At 71.1% G+C, this 23,344-nt stretch carries 20 protein-coding genes; 5 read left to right on the forward strand and 15 right to left on the reverse strand.

The window, feature by feature from the left end:
• Positions 1-201: 201 nt before the first annotated feature.
• On the forward strand, positions 202-1,545 hold the full coding sequence (locus QF037_RS08025) for an amidase (protein WP_307023273.1): 1,344 nt from the start codon (positions 202-204) through the stop codon (positions 1,543-1,545).
• 6 nt (positions 1,546-1,551) lie between these two features.
• On the opposite strand, the gene QF037_RS08030 is transcribed toward QF037_RS08025, so the two are convergent.
• From QF037_RS08030 to QF037_RS08040, 3 genes are read right to left on the reverse strand one after another with little or no spacing between them, the layout of a single operon-like run.
• Entirely contained in the window at positions 1,552-2,094 is a 543-nt protein-coding gene (locus tag QF037_RS08030; RefSeq protein WP_307023275.1) for an SMI1/KNR4 family protein, read from the reverse strand.
• A 14-nt stretch (positions 2,095-2,108) separates the two neighbouring features.
• A complete protein-coding gene (locus QF037_RS08035) occupies positions 2,109-2,591 on the reverse strand; it encodes a GNAT family N-acetyltransferase (protein WP_307023277.1) in 483 nt (160 codons plus the stop codon).
• 46 nt (positions 2,592-2,637) lie between these two features.
• Positions 2,638-2,811 (reverse strand): hypothetical protein, encoded by a 174-nt coding sequence (locus QF037_RS08040; RefSeq protein ID WP_107080540.1) that lies wholly within the window; start codon positions 2,809-2,811, stop codon positions 2,638-2,640.
• Between the two features lie 520 nt (positions 2,812-3,331).
• On the opposite strand from QF037_RS08040, the gene QF037_RS08045 reads away from it, so the two are divergent.
• Both QF037_RS08045 and QF037_RS08050 read left to right on the forward strand, forming a co-directional pair.
• Complete coding sequence (locus tag QF037_RS08045; protein ID WP_307023281.1) at positions 3,332-3,700, forward strand: HD domain-containing protein; 369 nt, start codon at positions 3,332-3,334, stop codon at positions 3,698-3,700.
• Positions 3,701-3,725: 25 nt separating this feature from the next.
• The gene (locus QF037_RS08050; protein WP_307023283.1) at positions 3,726-4,532 is read left to right on the forward strand and encodes an SDR family oxidoreductase; all 807 of its coding nucleotides are present in this window, start codon (positions 3,726-3,728) and stop codon (positions 4,530-4,532) included.
• Between the two features lie 175 nt (positions 4,533-4,707).
• Here the strand turns inward: QF037_RS08050 and QF037_RS08055 are convergent, their stop codons facing one another.
• From QF037_RS08055 to QF037_RS08075, 5 genes are all read right to left on the reverse strand, one after another.
• A complete protein-coding gene (locus QF037_RS08055) occupies positions 4,708-6,225 on the reverse strand; it encodes an SDR family NAD(P)-dependent oxidoreductase (RefSeq protein WP_307023285.1) in 1,518 nt (505 codons plus the stop codon).
• A gap of 104 nt (positions 6,226-6,329) precedes the next feature.
• Positions 6,330-7,649, reverse strand: coding sequence for a wax ester/triacylglycerol synthase family O-acyltransferase (locus QF037_RS08060; RefSeq protein ID WP_307023287.1), 1,320 nt, complete (start codon positions 7,647-7,649; stop codon positions 6,330-6,332).
• 148 nt (positions 7,650-7,797) lie between these two features.
• The gene (gene glgC, locus QF037_RS08065; protein ID WP_307023289.1) at positions 7,798-9,018 is read right to left on the reverse strand and encodes a glucose-1-phosphate adenylyltransferase; all 1,221 of its coding nucleotides are present in this window, start codon (positions 9,016-9,018) and stop codon (positions 7,798-7,800) included.
• Between the two features lie 48 nt (positions 9,019-9,066).
• A complete protein-coding gene (gene glgA / locus QF037_RS08070) occupies positions 9,067-10,221 on the reverse strand; it encodes a glycogen synthase (RefSeq protein WP_307023291.1) in 1,155 nt (384 codons plus the stop codon).
• Between the two features lie 40 nt (positions 10,222-10,261).
• Positions 10,262-11,011: a (2Fe-2S)-binding protein gene (locus QF037_RS08075; protein ID WP_307023292.1), complete on the reverse strand. Its 750-nt coding sequence runs from the start codon at positions 11,009-11,011 to the stop codon at positions 10,262-10,264.
• A 210-nt stretch (positions 11,012-11,221) separates the two neighbouring features.
• On the opposite strand from QF037_RS08075, the gene QF037_RS08080 reads away from it, so the two are divergent.
• Positions 11,222-12,382, forward strand: coding sequence for a DMT family transporter (locus QF037_RS08080; RefSeq protein ID WP_307023294.1), 1,161 nt, complete (start codon positions 11,222-11,224; stop codon positions 12,380-12,382).
• A 28-nt stretch (positions 12,383-12,410) separates the two neighbouring features.
• Here the strand turns inward: QF037_RS08080 and QF037_RS08085 are convergent, their stop codons facing one another.
• Positions 12,411-13,532 (reverse strand): transglycosylase family protein, encoded by a 1,122-nt coding sequence (locus QF037_RS08085; RefSeq protein WP_307023296.1) that lies wholly within the window; start codon positions 13,530-13,532, stop codon positions 12,411-12,413.
• Between the two features lie 277 nt (positions 13,533-13,809).
• On the opposite strand from QF037_RS08085, the gene gndA reads away from it, so the two are divergent.
• Positions 13,810-15,249, forward strand: coding sequence for an NADP-dependent phosphogluconate dehydrogenase (gene gndA, locus QF037_RS08090; RefSeq protein ID WP_307023298.1), 1,440 nt, complete (start codon positions 13,810-13,812; stop codon positions 15,247-15,249).
• Positions 15,250-15,651: 402 nt separating this feature from the next.
• Here the strand turns inward: gndA and QF037_RS08095 are convergent, their stop codons facing one another.
• The 6 genes from QF037_RS08095 to QF037_RS08120 all read right to left on the reverse strand — a co-directional run bounded on the left by QF037_RS08095 (position 15,652) and on the right by QF037_RS08120 (position 23,267).
• Positions 15,652-15,996, reverse strand: a complete 345-nt coding sequence (locus tag QF037_RS08095; protein ID WP_307023300.1) for a GNAT family N-acetyltransferase — start codon at positions 15,994-15,996, stop codon at positions 15,652-15,654.
• Positions 15,997-16,028: 32 nt separating this feature from the next.
• Positions 16,029-16,448: an aspartate 1-decarboxylase gene (gene panD, locus QF037_RS08100; RefSeq protein ID WP_307023302.1), complete on the reverse strand. Its 420-nt coding sequence runs from the start codon at positions 16,446-16,448 to the stop codon at positions 16,029-16,031.
• 83 nt (positions 16,449-16,531) lie between these two features.
• Complete coding sequence (locus tag QF037_RS08105) at positions 16,532-16,873, reverse strand: hypothetical protein (RefSeq protein ID WP_307023305.1); 342 nt, start codon at positions 16,871-16,873, stop codon at positions 16,532-16,534.
• 119 nt (positions 16,874-16,992) lie between these two features.
• On the reverse strand, positions 16,993-17,235 hold the full coding sequence (locus QF037_RS08110; protein WP_307023307.1) for a DUF5302 domain-containing protein: 243 nt from the start codon (positions 17,233-17,235) through the stop codon (positions 16,993-16,995).
• A 109-nt stretch (positions 17,236-17,344) separates the two neighbouring features.
• Complete coding sequence (locus tag QF037_RS08115) at positions 17,345-21,205, reverse strand: glycoside hydrolase family 2 TIM barrel-domain containing protein (RefSeq protein ID WP_307023309.1); 3,861 nt, start codon at positions 21,203-21,205, stop codon at positions 17,345-17,347.
• Between the two features lie 172 nt (positions 21,206-21,377).
• Positions 21,378-23,267, reverse strand: coding sequence for an ABC transporter ATP-binding protein (locus QF037_RS08120; RefSeq protein ID WP_307037045.1), 1,890 nt, complete (start codon positions 23,265-23,267; stop codon positions 21,378-21,380).
• Positions 23,268-23,344: the final 77 nt, after the last annotated feature.

Raw genomic sequence — 23,344 nt, forward strand, 5'->3', positions numbered from 1 at the left:
GCCGAGTTGAGCCATTGATCGGATGACCTGGGCTTCTTCGGATGCCCGGTCGCCAAAAGTCCAAGAACACCGCCGCGAATGTCCAAGGCGGTCCTCCACGCGCCCGAAGGCCCGTCCCGGGCCCGTCCCCCTCTCGACGTGACGCCCGAGCAGAGGCACAGTTCTCCCTACGTACTCGCCAGTACCCCCCGAGGAGCACCCGTGACCAGCTGGATCGGCCGGACCGCCGCCGAGATCGCCGCCGCCGTGCAGGAGAAGCGGGCCACACCCCGTGAGGTGGTGGCCGAGCACCTCGCCCGGATCGAGCGGCTCGACGGCCGTATCGGGGCCTTCCGGACGGTACGGGCCGAAGCCGCGCTCGCCGAGGCCGACGAGGTCGGTGCCCGCGCCGACCTGGCCGAGCTGCCCCTCGCGGGTGTGCCGATCGCCGTCAAGGACAACCTCGCCGTACGCGGCGAGTCCAAGCGCGTCGGCTCCGCGGCCACGCTGGACACCCCCTCCGCCGAGGACCATGTCACGGTGGCCCGGCTGCGGGCGGCGGGTGCGGTGGTCGTGGGTCTGACCAACGTGCCGGAGCTGTGCGTCTTCGGTACGACGGAGGGCGTCCACGGCACCGCCCGCAACCCCTGGGACACCTCGCGCACCGCGGGCGGCTCCTCGGGCGGCAGCGCGGCCGCGGTCGCCGCGGGCCTGGTGCCGATCGCGCTGGGCAATGACGGCATGGGCTCCCTGCGCATCCCGGCGGCCAACTGCGGCCTCGTCACCATCAAGCCCGGCCACGGCGTGGTCCCGGCGGGCGTCAGCGACGGCGACTGGTTCGGCATGTCCGAGAACGGGCCCCTCGCCACGACGGTCGAGGACGCCCGGCTGATGCTGCACATCCTGGCGGACACGGAGCCGGCGTCCCCGTCCGCCGCCACGACGCACACGATCGCACTCTCCCTGCGCAGCCCGATCGCCGGCATCGCCATCACCAAGCCCTACACGGCCGCCGCCCGGGAGGCCGCCGGAGTCCTGATGAAGGCGGGCCACCAGGTCCGCCGCGCCGACCCGTCCTACCCGCTGTCGCTGAGTTTCACCTCGCTCGCCCACTGGACGGCGGGCACCTCCGAGGACGCCCAGGGTCTGGACCCGCGACAGCTGACGCGCCGCACCCGGGTCCACGCGGCGGTGGGCCGCCGCTTCGTGAAGGGCGTGCGCACCGGCACGAGCCGCGACGCACTGCGCCGCCGCCTGGAGCCGTTCTTCGAGGAGTACGACGTCCTGCTCACCCCGGCCCTGGCCCGCCGCTCCCCCAAGTCGGCGCCCTGGCACGAGCGGGGCTGGCTCCGCAACGTGCTCGCCAACACCAACTACTCGCCGCTCACCCCGCCCTGGAACCTCACCGGCTGGCCCGCGATGTCCGTCCCCTTCGGCACGCTCCCGTCCGGCGCCCCCACCGCCGTACAACTGGTGGGAAGGCCGGGCTCGGAGGCGGTACTGCTGGAGGTCGCGGAGCAGCTGGAGAAGCTGCACCCGTGGGAGCGGACGGCACCGCTGGACTGAGCCGGATCAGCCCCAGCCGGGCGGCAGGAGGTCCCAGGAACTGCGGCCGAGCCACTCGCCGAAGGTGATCGGGGGGTTGCCGCGGAGGCGGTCCAGGGAGAGCGGCACGATCAGACCGCAGGTGGCCCGCCCGTCCCACCACACGGTGCCGGCGAGCGGGCCGGTCAGCGCCAGGAGCGTGGCGAAGCCGCAGCCGTGCTCCTGGACGACGATCGCGCCGGCCGTCTTGCGGTCCTCGAACACTCCGCACTCGTCGTCCCACGCCTGCCAGGCGGTCTGATAGGCGTCGCCGTCGACGAAGTCCTCGGCACGCGGCTCACGGTCACCGAGCCGGTCGCCCTCGGCAACGTAGGAGTCGGGGTGCGGAAAGGGAACGGCGAGCAGCTCGCGCGCGGTACGGGAGTTGTTCTCCCACCACCAGCCCTGTTCCGTCCGTGTCAGCCGGGAGACGTTCCCGCCCGCGCCCGCCTCCAGCAGATACGTGCGGTACTCGGCCGGGAACGAGACGCCCAACTCCCGCTCGGCCGCAGCCACCTCGGCCTCGCTCAAGGCGGCGTCTCCACCTACAGCGCCTTGTACATCACGTGCAGCCCCACCAGCCCCTGGCGCGGATGCTCGTACGCGTCCGGCACCGTGCCCAGGACGGTGAAGCCGAGGGAGGTCCACAGGGCGATGGCCGGGTTCGTCTCGACGACGGCGTTGAAGACCATGCCGCGGTATCCGTCGGACTTGGCGGCGGTCAGGATGTACTCGGCGAGAGCGCGGCCGATGCCCCGGCCGGTGTGGTCGGGGTCGACCATGAAGCCCGCGTTGGCCACGCGGGCGGCGGGGCCGCCGTAGTTGGGGGTGGTGTAGGCGGAGGCGACGACGGCGCCGGTCTCGTCCTCGACGACGTAGACGCGCTTGGCCGGGCTCATCCACAGGGCCCGTGCCGCCTCCTCGGAGGTGTCCGGATCCCAGGCGTAGGTCTCCCCCGCGGCGACGATCCGGTGCCAGAAAGGCCATATCCGCGGCCAGTCGTCGGCCGCGGCTTCTCTGATCAGCATGGGCGTGAGTCTGGCACGCCCATGCTGACGGCGATCGCGACGGGGCTCAGTCCACGCTGGGCAGGATGTGGGGTTCGGCCAGGTCGTCCTCGTATCCCGCGAGACGGATGGGGGCGGACCGTGCCCACACGTCGAGGCTGCCGAGCTGTCCGGGCCGGCGGCCCGCTCTCTCGGGGCGTTCCTTGGGCCGTTGATCGCGATTCGTCTTCTCCGGTGTCACCGCGCACTCCTTATGTGTCGGGTCACCCTCGGGGCATACCGGTCAGTGTGCGATCTGTCACCGGACGCCCGCTCGGGTCTGAGTCGAGAACAGTTCGGACGCGGTGGCGCCGGTCACTCATGTCAGAACAGGCCGTGGTGATCGGCTGCCCCAGGACGGACCGTGGGTGTGGGTGGGACCCCGTACTGCTGTCCGTCCGCTACAGATTAACCAAATGAGCGGAGGCCCGCTCGATGGGGCTGAAAACAAGGGGTAACTTTCCCAAGTCGCCCGTGTGCACTCGGTCCTACTATGTGGGGTTTTGTCATCTGATGCCCCGTCGAGACATCACCCGTTCGGCCTACGTCGGCGCTCGCGCCTTCGAGCACCCCGACAGCGCAGTTCAAGTCCCGTTGGCCGCATCGCAAGGCGGCCATGATCTGCTGACGGACGGCAACGGCTTGTCCGGCGGGAGGACTGACGCTCCCCCAGCGCCTGAAGGGCCTGGGGGGACCCCCAGCTGCGCAGTGTCGAAGAGCTGATGGATCTGCTGTACGCCTGCCGGCATCAGCACGCGCTGCGGACCGCCGCGCTGCTGCGCCGTGGCCGGCCCGCCGACAAGGAGCTCCAAGTGGCGGGGCTGGTGCACGACATCGGGGAGCTGCTGTGCCCGGGCGACGAGATCCTTCGGGCCGAGCGCGCGGCCGAAGCCGTACGGTCCCTGCTGGGCGAGCGGGTCTTCCACCTCGTACGCAGCCGGGGCCCCGCCGCCGACGACGACCTGCTGCGCCTGCGGCTGGCCGACGAGGAGGGCCGGACCGCGGGCTTCGACGCCGGGGCCCTGGAGGACTGGCGCACCGTGCTGGACTTGGTGGCGGCCCGGAACTCCCGTCTCGGGGCTGTCGACTGACGACCCGTCATGAGACGGTACGCCGATGACGTCGCCGTACGGACTTCAGGGCAGGGCCGCGATCGTCACCGGCGGCACACGCGGCATCGGGCGGGAGGTCGCCGGGCAACTGGCGTCGGCGGGCGCACTGGTCTGCGTGACCGCGCGCGACACGGCGGAGGTGCGGCGGGTCGCCGCCGAGCTGGGCGGCATCGGCGTGGCGGGCACCGTGGCGGATCCGGCGCATCTGGACGAGGTCGTCCGGCTCGCCCTGGACGCGTTCGGCCGGATCGACGTCGTCGTCAACAACGCGGCGACCAACCAGCCGTACGGCCCGCTCATGGACGCCGATCCGCGGGCCTGGCGCGAGGCGTTCCTGGTCAACGTGGAGGCGCCGCTGCGGCTGGTGCAGGGCGCGTGGCGGGCGTGGATGCGGGAGCACGGCGGTACGGTCGTCAACATCTGCACGGAGGGCGCGGACCATGTGGGCCCACAGGTCGGTGCCTACGGGACCAGCAAGGCGGCCCTGCTCCATCTCACCCGGCAGCTCGCGGGCGAACTGGCCCCGCGGGTCCGGGTCAATTCCGTCTCCCCCGGTCTCGTACGCACGGAAATGGCCCGTTTCGTATGGGAGCCGGGCGAGGACGACCTCGCGGCGGGGCTGCCGCTCGGACGGATCGGGGAGCCGGCGGACGTGGCCCGGGCCGTCATCTGGCTGGCCTCGGACGCGGCCGAGTGGGTGACCGGGGCGGACCTGCTCGTGGACGGGGGGACCAGCGTGCGGGCCGCGTACTCCTCCGGGACGTACGCGGTGCACGAGCGGCTGCGCTCACGGGCGCCGGGAACCGGCTGAGTGCGGGTGCCCGAGATCAAAGCGGTCGCGCGGTGCCCTCCGACAGGGCGACAGGCCCGCGGGTGGGCCTGTATGGGATCGAACCACGAAGAACGCGTGACCATCGCACCGGGCACACCGGCGCTCCACCGTCACGGTAGAACGCCGGCACCCGGGCCCGCGAGCGAATAAGGGCCTACCACTTGCCGGGCGCGTAGTCCTTCAGGAAGACGCCGTACAGGTCCTCGCCCGCCTCACCGCGCACGACCGGGTCGTAGACGCGGGCCGCGCCGTCGACCAGGTCGAGGGGGGCGTGGAAGCCCTCCTCCGCGAGGCGCAGCTTGTCGTAGTGGGGGCGCTCGTCGGTGATCCAGCCGGTGTCGACGGACGTCATGAGGATGCCGTCGCTCTGGAACATCTCCTGGGCGCTGGTCCGGGTGACCATGTTCATCGCGGCCTTGGCGGCGTTGGTGTTGGGGTGGCCCGCGCCCTTGTAGCCGCGGCCGAAGACGCCTTCCATCGCCGAGACGTTGACGACGTAGGCGCGGCCGCTCGCCGCCTTCTTCGCCGCCTCGGCCATCGCCGGGCGGAGCTTGCTGATGAGGATGAACGGCGCCGTGTAGTTGCACAGCTGGGTCTCGAGGAGTTCCACCGGGGAGATCTGCTCGATGGTCTGCACCCAGGTGTTGGTGTCGACGACGTCCGGGACGAGGCCGCCGGCGTCGATGGCGGTGCCGTCCAGGTGCCGGGCGACGCTGGCGTTGCCGGCGACCAGGGCGAGGTCGGCGACCTGCTGGGCGTCGAGGCCGCTGATGCCGGCCGGCAGCGCGGCGAGGCCGTCCACGGCGCCGGAGCCGAAGGCGCCGATGACATGGTGGGCGGGCAGCTCACCGGCGGGCAGCGGGGCGCTCTCGCCGTCGACCAGGGCGGCGTAGGCGGAGGGCAGGCGGCGTACGGTCTGTGTCGCGTTGTTGATCAGGATGTCCAGCGGGCCCGCCTCGGCGACCTGGTCGGCGAGGGCCACGGCCTGGGCCGGGTCGCGCAGGTCGATGCCGACGACCTCCAGGCGGTGGATCCAGTCCGCGGAGTCGTCCATGGCCTTGAAGCGGCGGATGGCGTCCTTGGGGAAGCGCGTGGTGACCGTGGTGTGCGCGCCGTCGCGCAGCAGCCTGAGCGCGATGTACATGCCAATCTTGGCGCGGCCGCCGGTGAGCAGGGCGCGCTTGCCGGTGAGGTCGGCGCGGACGTCTCGCTTGTCCCGGTTCAGGGTGGCGCAGTCCGGACAGAGCTGGTGGTAGAAGTAGTCGACTTCCACATACCGGGTCTTGCAGGTGTAGCAGGAGCGCGGGCGCTGGAGTATCCCGGCGATCCTCCCGGCCTCGGTGACCGACTGCGGCAGGATGCCCTCGGTCTCGTCGTCGATGCGCTGGGCGGAGCCGGTCGCCGTGGCCTCGGTGACCGTCTTGTCGTGCGCGGTCTTGGCGGCCCTGCGCTCCTGGCGGCGGCGCTGCTTGACGGTGCGGTAGACGCCGGCGGTGGCCCGGCGCACGGCGATGGCGTCCGGGTGGTCGACCTCCAGCTTGTCCAGCTCGTCGAGCACGCCGAGGCAGACGGCCAGTCGCTCCGGGTCGATACCGGGGCCGTACACGACCTCGTCACCGGGCTCGTGGACGACCTCGTCCGTGGTCGCCGGGCCTTCCTCTGTCACCGTCATCGCGCTGCCGTTTCCTTGGCTCACCGTGCGGCGCTCCGACCGCGTCCGCTTTCGAACAGGGAATTCTACGGAGCGCCGGGCCGGTCCTCCAAAAACGGGGACGGTCAAGCCTCGCAGGCGGTGATGAGCGTCTCCACCTCCGCGGTGATCGCCTTGGCCAGGACGTCGAGGTCCGGTACCGCCTCGGCGTCGGCGACGAGGCCGTAGTGGACCTGCCCGCGGTACGTCGAGACGGCGACCGCGAGGGACTGGCCGCGGGCCAGCGGCGCGAAGGGGAAGACCTCCGTGACCACGTTGCCGCCGAGCTTCAGGCCGATGCCGGGCAGGGGGACGCTGGTGACGAGGATGTCGAACCAGAGCCGGGCGGCCTGGCTCACCAGCGGCCCGCCGAGGCGGTGCCCCAGCGCGGGGACGTGGTCCGCGAGCAGGGCGACCGCGCCCGCGCCCCGGTTGGGCCCCGCGTCCTTGTTGCGGTCCATCGCCGTGCGGACCGTCTGGAGGCGGGCGAGCGGGTCGGGGTCGTCGACCGGAAGCCGCATCAGGTAGCCGGAGAGCCGGTTGCCCTGGGGGTGCGCGGTGCGCGGGCGGCGCCTGGAGACCGGGATCAGGGCACGGGGCGCGACGCCCTCGCTGCCGTCGCCGCGCTCGTCCAGCCAGCGGCGCAGGGCGCCGGCGACGACCGCGATCAGGACGTCGTTGACGGTGCCGCCCTGGGCCTTGCGGACCCGGTGCACGTCGTCGAGGTCCACGACGACTCCCGCCGTACGGCGGGTTCCGCTCGGCTCGGAGGTCAGTGCGGAGGACGAGCGCACCCCGACGGTGGACAGGGCGACGGACGCGCCGATGTCGAGGGCGCGGCCCACGTCCGAGACGGTGTCCTTGATGAACCCCCGCAGCTTGCGCACGTCGGGGAAGAAGCCCTTCGCGGGCTCCTCGGGACGCGGCTTGCGGGCCGGCAGGTCCATCGGGTCGAGGATGGCGGCCGCGAGGGTCAGCGCGCGCAGTCCGTCGGCCAGGGCGTGGTGGAACTTGAAGAGCACGGCGAAGGAGCAGCCGTCCTCCCCGGGGAGGACATGGGCCTCCCACGGCGGGCGGCCCCGCTCCAGCGGACGCTCCATGAGCCGCCCGGCCACCGCGTGGAAGTCGGCGGTGGGCGCGTGCAGCCGGACATGGTCCAGGGGGTCGAAGTCGGGGGCGGGCTCGCGCGTGGCGCCCCCGAAGGCCAGTGGCTGCCAGACGTCCCGGATCCGCATCCGCAGCCCCGGCACGGCCGCCGCCCGCGCGGCGAGCAGGTCGGCCGCGTGGGCCCCCGCGGCGGGCGAGCAGGCCGAGAAGACGCCGAGGGCGCCCAGGTGCATGGGGTGTTCCGGGGACTCGATGTTCCAGAAAGCCAGGTCGAGAGGGGCGAGCAGGTCAGAATTCAATGGCTTGCCTCGCGTCGACGACGGGTGGGCAAGCAGTCAATCGTCCACACGCGATTACGGTCAAGTACGATCGAGCTACGCACAGTTAACAGCAGATTAAGTCCAGCCATGGGCGCCCCAGCAGCCACAGGGCGCCCTTCACTGTGTCTCAGGGCACCTGCTGGCCCTTCCCGAGCGCGATCACGCCCCCCTTGGAGACGGTGTAGAGCTCCGCGTCCCGCCCCGGATTCACCCCGATCGTCGCACCCGGCGGCACCTCGACGTTCTTGTCGAGGACGGCACCGCGCACCACCGCGCCCCGGCCTATGTGGACGTTGTCGTGCAGGATCGAGCCCTGGACCACCGCCCCCGGGTCCACCCTGACGCCCGGCGACAGAATCGACCGCGTGACCTGACCGCGGATCAGGCAGCCCGCACTGATGATCGACTCGCTGGCCATGCCGCCCGCGTTGAACCGGGCCGGCGAGAGCTGGCCTGAGTGGGTGTAGATGGGCCACTGCCGGTTGTAGAGGTTGAACGCGGGGCGCTCGGCGATGAGGTCCATATGGGCGTCGTAGTAGGCGTCCAGGGTGCCGACATCACGCCAGTAGCCCTGGTCGCGGGTCGTCTCACCGGGCACATGGTTCAGGCTGAAGTCGTACAGCTGTGCCTCACCCCGGTCGGTGAGCTGGGGCAGGATCGAGCCGCCCATGTCGTGCACCGAGTTCTCGTCCTCGGCGTCCCGCTGCAGCGCCTCTATCAGGGCCTTGGTGGTGAAGATGTAGTTGCCCATCGAGGCGAAGACGCACTCCGGGTCGTCCGCGAGACCGGGCGGGTCGGCGGGCTTCTCCAGGAAGCGCTCCACGGTCAGCCCGTCCGACCCCGGCGTGATCACACCGAACTGCGAGGACTCCGAGCGCGGCACCCGGATGCCGGCCACCGTCACGCCCGCCCCGCTCTCGATGTGCTGGGTGAGCATCTGCCGCGGGTCCATCCGGTACACATGGTCCGCGCCGAACACCACGACGTACTCGGGCTCCTCGTCATGCACGAGGTTCAGCGACTGCAGGATGGCGTCGGCGCTGCCCAGGTACCAGCGCGGGCCGAGCCGCTGCTGGGCCGGGACCGGGGTGACGTAGTTGCCGAGCAGGCTCGACATCCGCCAGGTCGTGGTGATGTGCCGGTCCAGCGAGTGCGACTTGTACTGCGTCAGGACACAGATGCGCAGGATGTCGCCGTTCACGAGGTTGGAGAGGACGAAATCGACCAGGCGATACGTTCCTCCGAAAGTGACCGCTGGTTTCGCGCGGTCCGCGGTCAGGGGCATCAGGCGTTTGCCTTCTCCGCCCGCCAATACGATGCCGAGCACCGAAGGTCCGCCACGACGCATGGCCGCTCCCCTCACCCTGATTGACCCATGCCTGCCCTGGACCGGCCTCTAGTACGCCTGTTTGAGGATCTCCTCATAGAGCCGCACCGTCCGCCGCGCCACCGCGTCCCAGCCGAACTCGCCCACGGCGCGCTCCCGCCCCGCCTCGCCCATCCGCCGGGCGCCCTCCGGATCACCGAGGACCGAGTCCAGCGCACGTGCCAGCGCGGGCTCGAAATCGTCGTCCACCCGGACGAGCACACCGGTCTTGCCGTCCTCGACGACCTCCGGGATGCCACCGATCTGCGAGGCCACCACGGGGGTTCCGCACGCCATGGCCTCCAGGTTGACGATACCGAGAGGTTCGTACACCGAAGGGCAGACGAACACGGCGGCGTGTGTGAGGAGTTGGATCACATCCGGACGCGGCAGCATCTGCGGGATCCAGTGGACGCCCTCGCGGACGCTGCTCAGCTCCTGGAACAGCTCGCGGAACTCGCGGTCGATCTCCGGGGTGTCGGGCGCCCCGGCGCACAGCACGACCTGAGCGGCCGGATCGATGTCCCGTACCGCGCGCAGCAGATGGGGCACGCCCTTCTGCCGGGTGATGCGGCCGACGAAGAGCACGAAGGGACGGTCCGGGTCGACGCCGATGCGGGTGAGGGCCTCGGTGCCGTGGTCGGGCCGGTAGAGCGCGGTGTCGATGCCGTTGTGCACGACGTGCACCCGGGCCGGGTCCAGGGCCGGGTAGCAGGCGAGGATGTCCTCGCGCATCGCTCCCGACACGGCGATCACCGCGTCGGCGGACTCGATCGCGGTGCGCTCGGCCCAGCTCGACAGGGCGTACCCGCCGCCGAGCTGCTCGGCCTTCCAGGGGCGCAGCGGCTCCAGTGAGTGGGCGGTCATCACGTGCGGGATGCCGTACAGCAGCTTGCCGAGGTGGCCGGCGAGGTTGGCGTACCAGGTGTGCGAGTGGACGAGTTCGCGGCCTTCGAGGCCCGCGGTCATCGCGAGGTCCACGGAGAAGGTGCGCAGTGCGTCGTTGGCGGTGTCCAGGACGGGCCAGGGGCGATGGCGTGCGACGCCCTCCGCGCGGCCCTCGCCCCAGCAGTGCACGTCGAGGTCGATCAGGGAGCTCAACTCCCGGGCGAGGAACTCGACATGGACGCCCGCGCCGCCGTACACATCCGGCGGGTACTCCCGGGTCAGCAGTCCCACTCGCACCCGGAACCCCCTGATCTCAGCGGCTGATTGCTCTTCATGGTCACCCAGATGCGGCGCCCGGGGAAGACCGCGGGGGCCGTGTGAAGCAACAGTCCCCGCAGACGCCCCCGCCGGGCACGCGGTAGTAGAGGCAGCAGCTGCGCCGCCGGAGGGTGCCCGCGTCGAGCGTTCCGGCGAGACCGGGGTGGGTGAGGAGTTCCGCGAGCAGGGCGCGGGTGCGGGCGACGGCTTCGGGACGGCCGTTCGCCCGCGCCCATCCCGCCAGCTGCCGGGCGGCGCCGGCCAGCGCGGAGGCCGCGTTGCCGCGCAGCAGACCGGCCGCGACCCCGTGCCGGGTGCGCAGCGCCTCCGCCAGCGGTTCGAGGTGGCCCACGAGGACGGCGTCCGCGAGGCTCGCGGCGTCCCCGGGCAGCGGGCGGACCTCGCAGAGCCACAGGTCGTCGGGGGCGCTGCCGTCGGCGTCCCAGCGCACGAGCCGGGCGTCCAGGTCGGGAATGCGGCCGTACAGGACGGCACAGCCGAGCGCCGCCGACCACAGCCGGGACGCGAGTCCCTGGTGGGCGAGCGAGGCGGCGACGCGCGACTCGGGGGCGCTCAGCAGGTCGGAGACCTTTTGGATACGGAAAGTCATGGAATTTCCGTAAACATCACACTTTCCATCTTCGTACGTCTGAGCTAGCGTCGGCAGTGTTGAACGCGGCGCTGCACCCGTGCGTAGGGGAAAGAAGCCGCCGAGCGGGCGGAGCGCGGCGAGATCGGCGTCGAGGTCCACGAAGAGCAGTAGTACCAAGGCCCCTAGGGGGTGCCCCCAGCGGGGCTCTGCGTGGTGTCACCCACCTTGGGGAGGACACGCCCTCCGTAGTACTCCATCGGCAGTAGGACCCATTGCCTGCTCAGGTACGACGACGGGAATGGCTTTTCGCGGCATCGTGTTGCACATGGAAGCCGACCGTTCGCCGCGCCGGGGCCATCGCCCCCGCCTCTCGCAGAGGAGCAGCTCATGAGCGCCCTCGCGTTGTCCGTGGTCCTGTCGCTCGTTTCCGCCGTCGCGTACGCCGGTGGGGCGATCGTCCAGGAGCAGGTCGCGGTGTCCTCCCCCGAGCAGCAGTTCGCGCCCCTGCGGCGGGCGAGCTGGTGGGCGGCGGTCGCGCTGAACGGTCTGGGCGGACTGCTGCACGTGGTGGCGCTGGCGTACGGACCGCTGAGCCTGGTGCAGCCGCTGGGCGCCCTGACCATCGTGTTCGCCCTGCCCATGGCGGCGCTGTTCGTGCGCCGCAAGGCCGGGGCGACGGCCTGGCGCGGCGCGATCATGTCGACCGTGGGTCTGGCCGGTCTGCTCTCCCTGGTCGGCACGTCCGACGCACAGTCGCTGGGCACGACGCAGCGGGTGGCGGTCGCCACGGCCACCGGTCTCGCCGTCGTCGCGCTGATGATCGCGGGCCGGGCGGCCCACCGGCATCCGGCGGTGCGCAGCATCCTGCTCGCCACCGCGTCCGGCATCGCGTTCGGCATGTCCTCGGTCTTCACCAAGACCGTCGCGGTCGACTGGACCGGCGGTGTGTCCACGGCGGACGTGCCCTCCCTGGCCGTGATCGGCGTCCTGGCCACGGCCGGTGTGCTGCTCTCCCAGGCCTCCTACCGCGGTGCCGGTCTCGCGGCCCCGCTGGCGACCCTCACGGTCGTGAACCCGGTGGCCGCCGCCGCGGTCGGCATCACGATGTTCGGTGAGACGTTCCGCTACGGCACCACGGGCACCGTGCTCGCCCTGGGCTGCGCCGTGGTGACGGCGGGCGGTCTGATCCTGCTGACGACCGAACGGCTCGCACGCACCGAGACGCCGGCACTGCCCGAGCCCGCCGCGGCGCTGCCCGAGCCCGCCGCGAGGGTGAGCGTGCCGACCGCCAGGGTGAGCGTGCCGGAGGCCGTCTCCGCCCAGAAGCTGCTGGCCGGCCTGGCCGAGCCCGTCACCGCCGAGCAGCTCCTCGCCTGCCTCCCCGAGCAGTCGGCGGTCCGGGAGGAGGTCCTGGTCCCGGAGTCGGTCCAGGACCTCGCGCCGCAGGACCCCGACGACGCCCCGCTCTTCCTCTACGGCCCGCTCTACGGCGCGTCGTACGTCCCGATGCCGGTCCCGAGCCGCCATCGCATGCGTGTCAAATCCTGACCGCACGCGACCGCGTCCCCGACAGACCTCAGAGCCTGACACCGCCCGTCCGCAGATACGCGACCGGATCGATGTCCGTGCCGAAGCCCGGCCCCGTCCGCACTTCGAAGTGCAGATGCGGGCCGGTGCTGTTGCCCGTGGACCCGGAGCGGCCGATCCGCTGGCCGGCGCCGACACCCTGTCCGCTCTTCACGGAGATCGCCGACAGATGCGCGTACTGGGTGTACCTGCCGTCCCCGTGCCGGATCACCACCTGGTAGCCGAACGAACCGGCCCACCCGGAACTGACCACCCGCCCCGCCGCGACCGCCTTCACGGAGGTACCGGTGGCAACCGCGAAGTCGACGCCGGTGTGATAGCCCTTCGACCAGGAAGAACCCGCCTTGTGGTACGGCGTTCCGGTGGGGGCGTCGACCGGCGCGACGAGGGAACGACTCGTCTCCCGCGTCTCCTCGGTGTCCGAACCGGACTTCTCCGACGTGGACTTGGAGGACGTCTGGGTGGTCGTCGTGACCGCCTTGCCCCGCAGACTGAGCCGCTGCCCCGGCAGGATGAGGTCGGGATCGGCTCCGATGGCCTTCCGGTTCGCGGCGTAGAGCCGCTGCCAGCCGCCCTTGACGTCCTCCCGCTCGGCGATGCCGGAGAGGCTGTCGCCGTGGACCACGGTGTACATCTCGGCCGTCCCGGCCCGGGACTGGGGCGTGGTCTGCGGCTGTACGTCCTGGACGGAGCTCTTGACGGACCCGGCGGGGTGGATGTCCGGGGTGTCGCCGCCGCGGGTGAGTCCGGCCTCGACCGAGCACGCCGGCCAGGCTCCCGGCCCCTGCCCGTCCAGCACCTTCTCCGCCACGGCGATCTGTTCGTCCTTGGTGGCGAGATCGGCCCGCGGCGCGTACCGCGTGCCACCGAATGCCTCCCAGGTGGACTGGGCGAACTGCAGTCCGCCGTAGTACCCGTTGCCGGTGTTGATGCTCCAGTTGTTCGTCGACTCGCACGCGGCGACCTTGTTCCAGGTGTCCACGTCGGCCGCCTGGGCCGTGCCGGCGCCGATGAGCGGCATCGCCATTCCGGCACCGCCCGCCGTGACGGTGAGTGAGGCGCGGTTGATCCTGTTCGGCTGATACCGGCGGTGCCGGCCGCGTACGGCCATGGAGCTCCCCCTCGACATTCGTCAGGAGGGCCAAAAGTAAGCGCCCCGAACAGGCCATGACAAGACGGCAATCAGCCGCCCTGCACCGCGAACGACCAGGAACGCGCCGCGCTTTCACCACGGCTGAGGCGGACGGGGCCGTCGTCCGTATCTGCGTACGTCACGCCCGGCACCCCGGACATGCGCTCGGCACAGCGGCACGTCAGGATGGCCGGTGGGGCGATACTGACGTGCACGACCGGCACCACCGATACCGGATCCTTTAGGAGCCAACCGAATGAGCAATACAGCCCAGATCGGCGTCACCGGACTCGCGGTCATGGGCCGCAATCTCGCCCGGAACTTCGCGCGCAACGGCTACACGGTCGCGTTGCACAACCGGACGGCGGCGCGTACGCACGCCCTGGTCGAGGAGTTCGGGGACGAGGGCGACTTCATCGCGGCGGAGACCGCCAAGGAGTTCGTGGCGGCACTGGAGCGGCCGCGCCGGCTGGTCATCATGGTGAAGGCCGGCGATCCGACGGATGCGGTGATCGACGAGTTCGCGCCGCTCCTGGAGCCCGGCGACATGATCATCGACGGTGGCAACGCGCACTTCGCGGACACCCGCCGCCGTGAGAAGGCGCTGCGCGAGCAGGGCATCCACTTCGTCGGCATGGGCGTCTCCGGCGGCGAGGAGGGCGCGCTCAACGGACCGAGCATCATGCCGGGCGGCCCGAAGGAGTCGTACGACTCGCTCGGACCCATGCTGGAGAAGATCTCCGCGAAGGCGGTCGACGGTGCGCCGTGTGTGACGCACGTCGGTCCGGACGGCGCGGGGCACTTCGTGAAGATGGTGCACAACGGCATCGAGTACGCCGACATGCAGCTGATCGGCGAGGCGTACCAGCTGCTCCGCGATGTCGCCGGGTACTCGCCCGCGCAGATCGCGGACATCTTCCGGACCTGGAACACGGGCCGGCTGGACTCCTACCTGATCGAGATCACCGCCGAGGTGCTGTCCCACGTGGACGCGGCGACCGGCAAGCCCTTCGTGGACGTGGTCGTGGACCAGGCGGAGCAGAAGGGCACCGGGCGGTGGACGGTGCAGATCGCCCTCGACCTCGGCGTCCCGGTCTCCGGCATCGCCGAGGCGGTCTTCGCCCGGTCGCTCTCCGGGCACGCCGAACTGCGGGAGGCCTCGCGGGGCCTGGCGGGGCCCACGGCGACCGCGCTGAGCGAGGCGGAGGCCGGCGCGTTCGCCGACCGTGTCGAGCAGGCCCTGTACGCCTCGAAGATCGTGTCGTACACACAGGGCTTCCACGAGATCGCGGCCGCCCGCGAGGAGTACGCGTGGGACATCGACCTCGGTGCGGTGTCCGCCATCTGGCGCGGTGGGTGCATCATTCGCGCCGCGTTCCTGGACCGGATCCGGGCCGCGTACGACACGCGGGCCGATCTGCCGAGTCTGCTGTCCGACGAGACGTTCGCCCGGGAGATCGCCGACGCGCAGGACGACTGGCGTGAGGTGATCGTCGCGGCGACCCGGCAGGGCGTGCCTACACCGGGCTTCTCGGCGGCGCTGGCGTACTACGACGGGCTGCGTTCCGAGCGGTTGCCCGCGGCGCTGACGCAGGGGCAGCGGGACTTCTTCGGGGCGCACACGTATCGGAGGGTGGACCAGGAGGGGTCGTTCCACACGCTGTGGGGCGGGGACCGGTCCGAGGTGTCCGCGTAGTGGGGTGAGTGCGGGCCGGTGGGGGGCTGCTCGCGCCCACGCGGCGGAGCCGCACATCAGATACAGCCCCTCGCCCCTGTGGACACACCCGGGTGGGCGGCGTTTTCACGCCGCCCACCTTTTGTGTTCTACGAGAGCGGAGGTCCCGGCTCGGGATTCGGTACCGGCTCCGGGCCCGGGGGGACCGGGGACGGTGGTGTGGGGTCAGGGGTCGGGACCGGGCCCGGTGCCGGAGGGGTCGGCTGCGGTGGGGGGTCCGGTTGAGGGCCCGGGGTCGGGCCCGGGTGGACGGGGTCCGGGAACGGGTTGGTCATCATGTCCTCCAGCCAGTGGTGACGTCGGCTCTGGACTACTCCCCCGCGTACCCGGCGTCCGCCGCACCAGTCACCCGGATGGCCCGCGTCAGAAGCGCCCGGGGTGGGCCGCCAGCCAGCGCTTCGCCGCGCGGAGCAGCTCGGGGTCGGCGGGCGGGGCCTCCTCGGGGTGGCGTTCGGCCCACTTGACGACGTACGGGCAGAGCGGGGCCACCACGACACCCTCGCGCTCGGCGGTGGCGTAGAGCTCGCGGGCCAGGGAGCCCGCGATGCCCTTTCCCTCGTGGGCCGGTTCCACGATCGTGTGGACGGGGACCAGGGCGCGCCCGGGCGATTCGAGGACGAAGTACTCGATACGGCCCACGACTTCACCGTCGCCGAGGGCCTCCAGGCGGCCCGCCGGGCGGTCGTCGCGGATCTCGATGTCGCTCATGGGCACGCTCCTGGTCGAATGCCGTACAGGGATCAGACCGGTACCGACTGCGGGCTGCGCTCCTGGTCGGAGCCCGGCACCGGCTCCGACGGGTCCGCGCCCAGGGCCACGATCCGGTTGTCGCGGTCCACGTGCACGACCCTCGGCTCCAGCGCCCGCGCCTCGGCATCGGTCACTTGAGCGTAACTGATGATGATCACCAGGTCGCCGGGGTGGACGAGATGTGCGGCGGCCCCGTTGATACCGATCACTCCGGAGCCGCGCTCGCCCTCGATGACGTACGTCTCCAGGCGGGCACCGTTGGTGATGTCGACGATGTGCACGAGCTCGCCGGGCAGCAGGTCGGCGGCGTCGAGGAGGCCCGCGTCGATGGTCACCGATCCCACGTAGTGCAGGTCGGCCTGGGTGACGGTGGCGCGGTGGATCTTGGACTTGAACATGGTACGAAACATGAGGAAGCTCCCGTTTTGTCTGCTCCCTGCCTGCTGTGCAGGTCAAGGGCGTTGGCGGCAGCGTACATCCCTTCGCGTACGGATCAGCTCAGCTTCTGCTCACACTCCTCGAGCGCGAACTCGCCGAAGCTGTCCGCGATCTCCTCCATGAGGCCGCCGTCGAGGACCCCCGGGTTCCAGGCGAAGACGGGATACTCGCCTTCCTCGTCGGGCCGGGACGTGTCGAGCACGGCGAACAGCCACACGTCGTCGAGCAGGACCACCATCAGTTCCTGCTCCAGCCGGTACGACGGCGGGAAGGTGAGACCCATCTCCCGCTCGGCCCGGGCGATGGTCTCGGCAGAGCACCCCGGGCCGTAGGACGCACTGTCCTCGTTGGCACGCAGCAGCTCGATGACCTTCCGGCTCGCTTCCGTACCCGTCATCCGCCGCGGTCCTTCACCCGGAGTGATCAGTGACGCGGACGGCCCCGGTGGTGACGCCGGCCGGCACAGCCGGGCGCGCCGACGTCGCACCGGGCCGTCAGCTACGTCGACCGATCGGCTCAGCCGCCGCTCTTGCGCCGGAACGAGCGCTGGCTCGAAGCCGGGCCGTGTGCGGCACGTACCTTCGACGCGTCGGTGTTGGCGGCGACATCGGCGGCGTCCGCCTGGGCACCGCGCTTGCGGGCCAGGGCTTCGCGGAACTTGGCCTTGAGGTCGTAGTTGCCGTCACTGTCCGGCGTCAGAGGTGACGACTCGGCGGCAGCCGGCTCCGAACCTTCCGGGGATGCGGGCTCTGCGGTCATGGTGACCTCCTGGGTTCGGGGTGGGGAAGCACAGCTTGTCATGCCGGGGGCGGTGCGGGGAGCCGGGTCCCGGCCGCGCACCGGGACCCCCGCCACGTCGTGGTTCGCCTCACTCCAGGCCGGTGGGCCTCCGTGACGCCGCCATCGCCTCATCCACGTCCGTCAGCGGCCGCAGCCGGTAGGTGTAGGCGTAGTCGCGGTCGGCGAACAGTTTGTACTCGTCGTGGGTGTGCGCGCCCCAGCTGTTGTCGCCGCCGACGCCCATCTGGTGGTGGCTCAGTCGCAGGACGACCTCCTTGCGCGGGGTGAGCTGGTAGTCGTGGCGGGCCCCGACCGAGAGGTCCTCCGGGGTGAAGTGGGAGGCGTTGACCTCCAGGAGCGGTTCGCCGGTGACGAGCAGCCCGGGGCCGTCGCCGCCGGTGAGGGCGATCCAGCGGACGTCGGTCTTGTTGCCGCTCTCCTGGGGGCGCAGATAGGAGGTCCGCTGGCCGGTGACGGTCCCCGAGTACAGGCCCACGTCGGTGGCGTTGTTGCGGTCCCAGTGGTTCTCCTCGGGCCCGCGGCCGTAGTAGCGCAGCTTCTCCAGACGGGCGGGCAGGAACAGCAGGGTGCCCACCTCCGGGATGTACGGCAGCGAGGAGGCGCCCGGGTGCAGGGTGTTGTCGACCTTGATCTCGCCGTTCCCGAAGACCGTGTACGTGGTGGTGTACGTCGACTCGGTCGTGGTGGGCAGGGTGCCGGCGACCTTGATCACGACGGCCTTGTCTCCCCGGGTGCTGACGCCGACGTCCGTGACCTTGCGGCCGGTACCGGCGTCGCGCCAGGTCTGGTTGCGGGTGTGCTGGCCGTTGCCGTGGTCGTTGTCGGTGGGGGCCCGCCAGAAGTTGGGGGCGGGGCCGGAGGTGATCAGCTCGGCGCGTCCGGCGCGGTAGGAGGTGATGACGCCGGTCTTCTTGTCGACGGTGACGGAGAAGCCCTTGCCCGTGACGGTGACCGTCCCGTCGGCGTCCCTGTGGCTCAGGGCGGGGACGCGGGCCAGTGGCAGCGGTGTCACGGCGGGGCTGCCGGAGTCGACGGCGAGTTGCTGCCCGGCCACCTCGAAGCCGGCCTTGGCCCACTTCGTGGTCTCCCTGGTGGTGAAGGACAGCCGCAGGAAGTACTCCGCGCCTGGCGCCGGGTCGTCCGGCACCTCGAAGGGCACGGTGATGTCCTTGCTCGACAGCGGCGCGAGGTCCAGCTGGGCCCGGCTCAGTTTTCCGCGCCGGACCGCCTTTCCGTCGGCGACGAGCTCCCACCGTCCGTCGAACTCGCGGAGGTTGGTGAAGAGGTACTCGTTGGTGAGGGTCACCGCCCCCGGACCACCGGACGCCCAGGCCGCGTTGATCGCCTGGTAGATCTGCTTGACCTCGGCGGACTTGCCGGTGAGTCCGCGGTCGGCGGTGACGATGCCGTCCCCGCAGAAGGCCCCGTCGTTGGGGTTGTCGGCCCAGTCGCCGCCGTAGGCGTAGAACGTCCTGTCCCGGGGCCGCTCCTCGGTGAGGCCGACGGTGGCGGCGTCGAACCAGAACCGTACGCCGTCGTCGCCGGGTCCCCGGCCCGCGGCGGCGATGTCGGCGGCGCTCAGCGCGCGGGCGTACACCCGGGCCCGCCGGATGGTGCCGCTGAACTCCCGGGTGGGGTTGTCGACGTCGGTGGCCAGGGCCAGGGACGCGGTGTTGTTCGAGGGGCGCCGGGTGGTGGTGCGGGTGGCCCGTGTCTCGCCGTCGACATGGAGGGTCAGGGTGCCCGCGTCCGCGTCGAAGACGCCCGCGATGTGGTGCTCGCGCCCGGTCCAGTCGTCCGGCAGCGCCCAGCTCACGCTGACCCACTGGCCGCCGCCGTAGATGAAGAACTCCAGGTTCCTGTCCGTCTGCTTGAGGGCGTACTGGGTGTCGCCCTTGGCGAGGATCGGCTGGTGGTAGCCGGTCACCTGCGGGGTGACCCAGGCCTCCAGGGTGAGGGAGCCGGTGAGGTCGAGGCCCGGGTCGCGGGCGAAGACGGTGCCGCCACAGACGCCCTCGGCGCGGGTGAACGTGCCGGCGGGGGCCTGGATCTCGCCGCGCAGTGCGGCCGGTCCGGACTCGGTGAACCGCTTGCGCGTGGGCGTGGGCCACTCGAGGGCCTGGTCGACGAAGTCCCAGATCCAGCCGCCCTGGAGGACGTCGTAGCGGCGGACGATGTCCCAGTACTTCTTGAAGTTGCCGTTGGAGTTCCCCATGCCGTGCGAGTACTCGATCATCACGTACGGCCGGGTGTCGTTCGTGTCCTTCGCACGCGCCTCGACGCGGGAGGGACTGTCGTACATCTCGGAGCGGATGTCGCTCATGCCCGGGCGGTCGTCGCCCTCGTACTGGATGACCCGGGTGGTGTCGTACGACGTGATCCAGTCGTACATGGCGTTGAAGGTGCTGCCGCCGCCCGCCTCGTTGCCGAGCGACCAGATCACCACCGAGGCGTGGTTCTTGTCGCGGTGGACCATGTTGCGGGCGCGGTCCACGCAGGCCTCGGTCCAGGCGGCGTGGTTGCCGGGGTACTCGCCGCGGATGCCGTGGGTCTCGAGGTCGGTCTCGTCGACGAGGTACAGGCCGTACTCGTCGGCGAGTTCGAGCCACTGCGGGTTGTTCGGGTAGTGCGAGGTGCGGACGCTGTTGATGTTCAGCCGCTTGATGATCTCGATGTCCTCGACCATCTCCGCGCGGGTGAGGGCCGAGCCGCGCACCGGGTGCATCTCGTGGCGGTTGGTGCCCCGGAAGGAGACCGGCTTGCCGTTGATGCGCATCAGGCCGTCCTTGAGCGCGAACTCGCGCAGGCCGACGCGGTGGGAGAGGGTCTCGATCACCTTGCCCGCCGGGTCGCGCAGGCGGAGCACGGCGGTGTAGAGGTCGGGGCGTTCGGCCGACCACAGCCGCGGCCGGGGCACGGACTTCGCGGCCTGTACGGTCTCCTCCTTGCCGGAGTCGAGCGCGACGGCCTGCTGCAGCGGTCTGGGCCAGACCGGGTGCCCGTTCGGGTCGTACAGCTGGGTCTCGACGGAGTACCGGCCGCCGCCCCGGCCGCCGTAGTCCCGCACGCGCGCGGTGACCGACAGTTCGGCCGCCTTGTAGTCGTCGCTCAGCGGAGTTTCGAGCCTGAAGTCGCGCAGGTGCACGGCGGGCGTGGAGTACAGGTAGACCGAGCGGAAGATGCCGCTCAGCCGGATCATGTCCTGGTCCTCGAGCCAGTCTCCGTCGGAGTAGCGGTAGACCTCGACCGCGATCTGGTTGGTGCCCGGCTTCAGGTGCGGGGTGATGTCGTACTCGGCGGGGTCGTAGGAGTCCTCGTGGTAGCCGACCAACTCCCCGTTGATCCACACGTAGTGGGCGGACTTGACCCCCTCGAAGTGGAGGAAGGTCCGCCGGCCCTTCCAGTCGCGTGGGACCGTGAAGGTGCGGCGGTACTGGCCCACGGGGTTGCGGCGGGTCGGTGCGGCGGGTGGCTGCGCCTCCTCGCCCAGGCCGTTGGGGCCCCACCAGGGGTAGGTGATGTTGACGTAGATCGGGCGGTCGTAGCCGTGCAGTTGCCAGGCGGAGGGGACGGGGACGGTGTCCCAGTCGCTGTCGTCGACGTCCGTGCGGTAGAAGTCCGCGTCGCGGTCGTCGGGGCGGTCGGCGTACGCGAACTTCCACTTGCCGTCGAGGCTCAGCCGGTACGGGGAGCGGGTGCGGTCCGCGGCCAGGGCCTGTCTCACGTCCGCGTACGGCATGAGGGTGGTGTGCGCCGGCTCGGAGCCCAGGCGGAAGACGGCGATGTTGCCGTTCCACTCGGGAGTGGCCGCCGCGTCGGCCGCTCGCGCCGCGGTGATCGATCCGGGCAGGGCGAGCGCGCCGAGGACGGCGGCACCTCCCTCCAGCAGACGGCGGCGGCTGACGGGAGACACCGGAAAGTGCGACATGACCGTGGCCTTCCTCGGGACGACAGTGTGGGGGCACTGCTTGAGTGAGCGTCAGATCCTGTTCGGTGCTGTTGGGAAACCGAACGCACACTAGGTTGTCGGCCCGAGCGAGGCAATGATGTTGTCGGTCTTTGTGTGAACCTGCGGGGTTGACGTGCTGCGTGCGACTGATCTATGCGGCCGTCTCGACCTCCGTGACGTCGCCGGGCCGCTCCGCGAACTGCGTCCGGTACAGCTCGGCGTACCGCCGGCCGGCCGCCAACAGCTCCTCGTGCGTGCCCCGTTCGACGATCCGCCCGCCCTCGACCACCAGGATCTGGTCGGCCGCCCGGACCGTGGACAGACGGTGGGCGATGACGATGGCGGTCCGTCCTTCCAGCGCCTCGGTCAGCGCCTCCTGGACCGCTGCCTCCGAGGTGTTGTCCAGGTGGGCGGTGGCCTCGTCGAGGATGACGACGCGCTGGCGGGCCAGCAGCAGCCGGGCGATGGTCATGCGCTGTCGTTCGCCGCCGGACAGGCGGTAGCCGCGCTCGCCGACCACGGTGTCGAGGCCGTCGGGGAGGGAGTCCACGAGGGCCTCGAGGCGGGAGCGGCGCAGGGCGTCGCGGAGTTCGTCCTCGGTGGCCTCCGGGCGGGCCAGCAGCAGGTTGGCGCGGACCGTGTCGTGGAAGAGGTGGCCGTCCTGGGTGACCATGCCGAGGGTGGCGCGCAGCGAACTCGCGGTCAGGTCGCGGACGTCGGTGCCGCCGATCCGCACGGCGCCCTCGTCGACGTCGTACAGCCGCGGGAGCAGTCCGGCGATCGTCGACTTGCCCGCGCCCGAGGAGCCGACGAGCGCGATCGTCTGGCCCGGTTCGGCACGGAAGGAGATGCCCTTGAGGACCTCGTCGCCGCCGCGGGTGTCGAGGGAGGCGACCTCCTCCAGGGAGGCCAGGGAGACCTTGTCGGCGGACGGGTAGCCGAAGCGGACGTCCTCGAACTCGACCGCGACGGGCCCGTAGGGGGCGTCGAGAGCGTCCGGCTTCTCCTCGATCAGCGGCTTCAGGTCGAGCACCTCGAAGACCCGCTCGAAGCTGACCAGGGCGCTCATCACCTCGACGCGGGCTCCGGCGAGCGAGGTGAGCGGGGCGTACAGCCGGGTCAGCAGCAGGGCGAGGGAGACGACCGCGCCCGGCTCCAGGGTGCCGCGCAGGGCGAACCAGCCGCCGAGGCCGTAGACGAGGGCCAGCGCCAGGGCGGAGACCAGGGTGAGGGCGGTGATGAACACCGACTGCGCGGTGGCCGTGCGGACACCGATGTCGGCGACCCTGCGGGCGCGGGCCGCGAACTCCTCGGACTCCTGCTCGGGGCGGCCGAACAGCTTGATCAGCGTGGCGCCGGGCGCCGAGAAGCGCTCGGTCATACGGGTGCCCATCGCCGCGTTCAGCGCGGCCGCCTCCCGCTGCATCCGGGCCATCCGGCGCCCCATGCGGCGGGCCGGGATCACGAAGACCGGCAGCAGGACCAGCGCGAGCAGGGTGATCTGCCAGGACAGGGTGAGCATGACGGCGAGGGTGAGCAGCAGGGTGACGAGGTTGCTGACGACTCCGGAGAGCGTGTTGCTGAAGGCTCGCTGTGCACCGATGACGTCGTTGTTGAGTCGGGAGACCAGCGCTCCCGTACGTGTCCGTGTGAAGAACGCGACCGGCATGCGCTGCACATGATCGAACACAGCCGTCCGCAGATCGAGGATGAGCCCCTCTCCGAGCGTCGACGACAGCCGTCGCCCGAGGATGCCCAGCGCCGCCTCGGCGACCGCGATGAGCGCGATGAGCAGGGCGAGCCGTACGACGGTGCCCTCGTCGTCGCCCGTCACGATCGCGTCCACGACATGCCCGGCGAGCACCGGGGTCGCGACGGCGAGCAGCGCGGTCGCCACCCCGAGCGCCACGAACTGGGCGATGCGGGTGCGGTGCGGTCGGGCGAACGCGCCGATGCGGCGTAGCGTCGTGCGGGCGAAGGGCCGCGTCTCCTGCTCGGCGTGCATCACGCTCTGCAGCTGTGTCCAGGCTGTGGTTTCCATGCTCATGGGAGCGAACGTACGACCTCAAGCGTTGTTGAGGTCAACACCCCCTGGACGTCCGTCCCCAGGATGTCCGT

Source organism: Streptomyces canus, from assembly GCF_030815415.1.
Lineage (GTDB): Bacteria > Actinomycetota > Actinomycetes > Streptomycetales > Streptomycetaceae > Streptomyces > Streptomyces canus_F.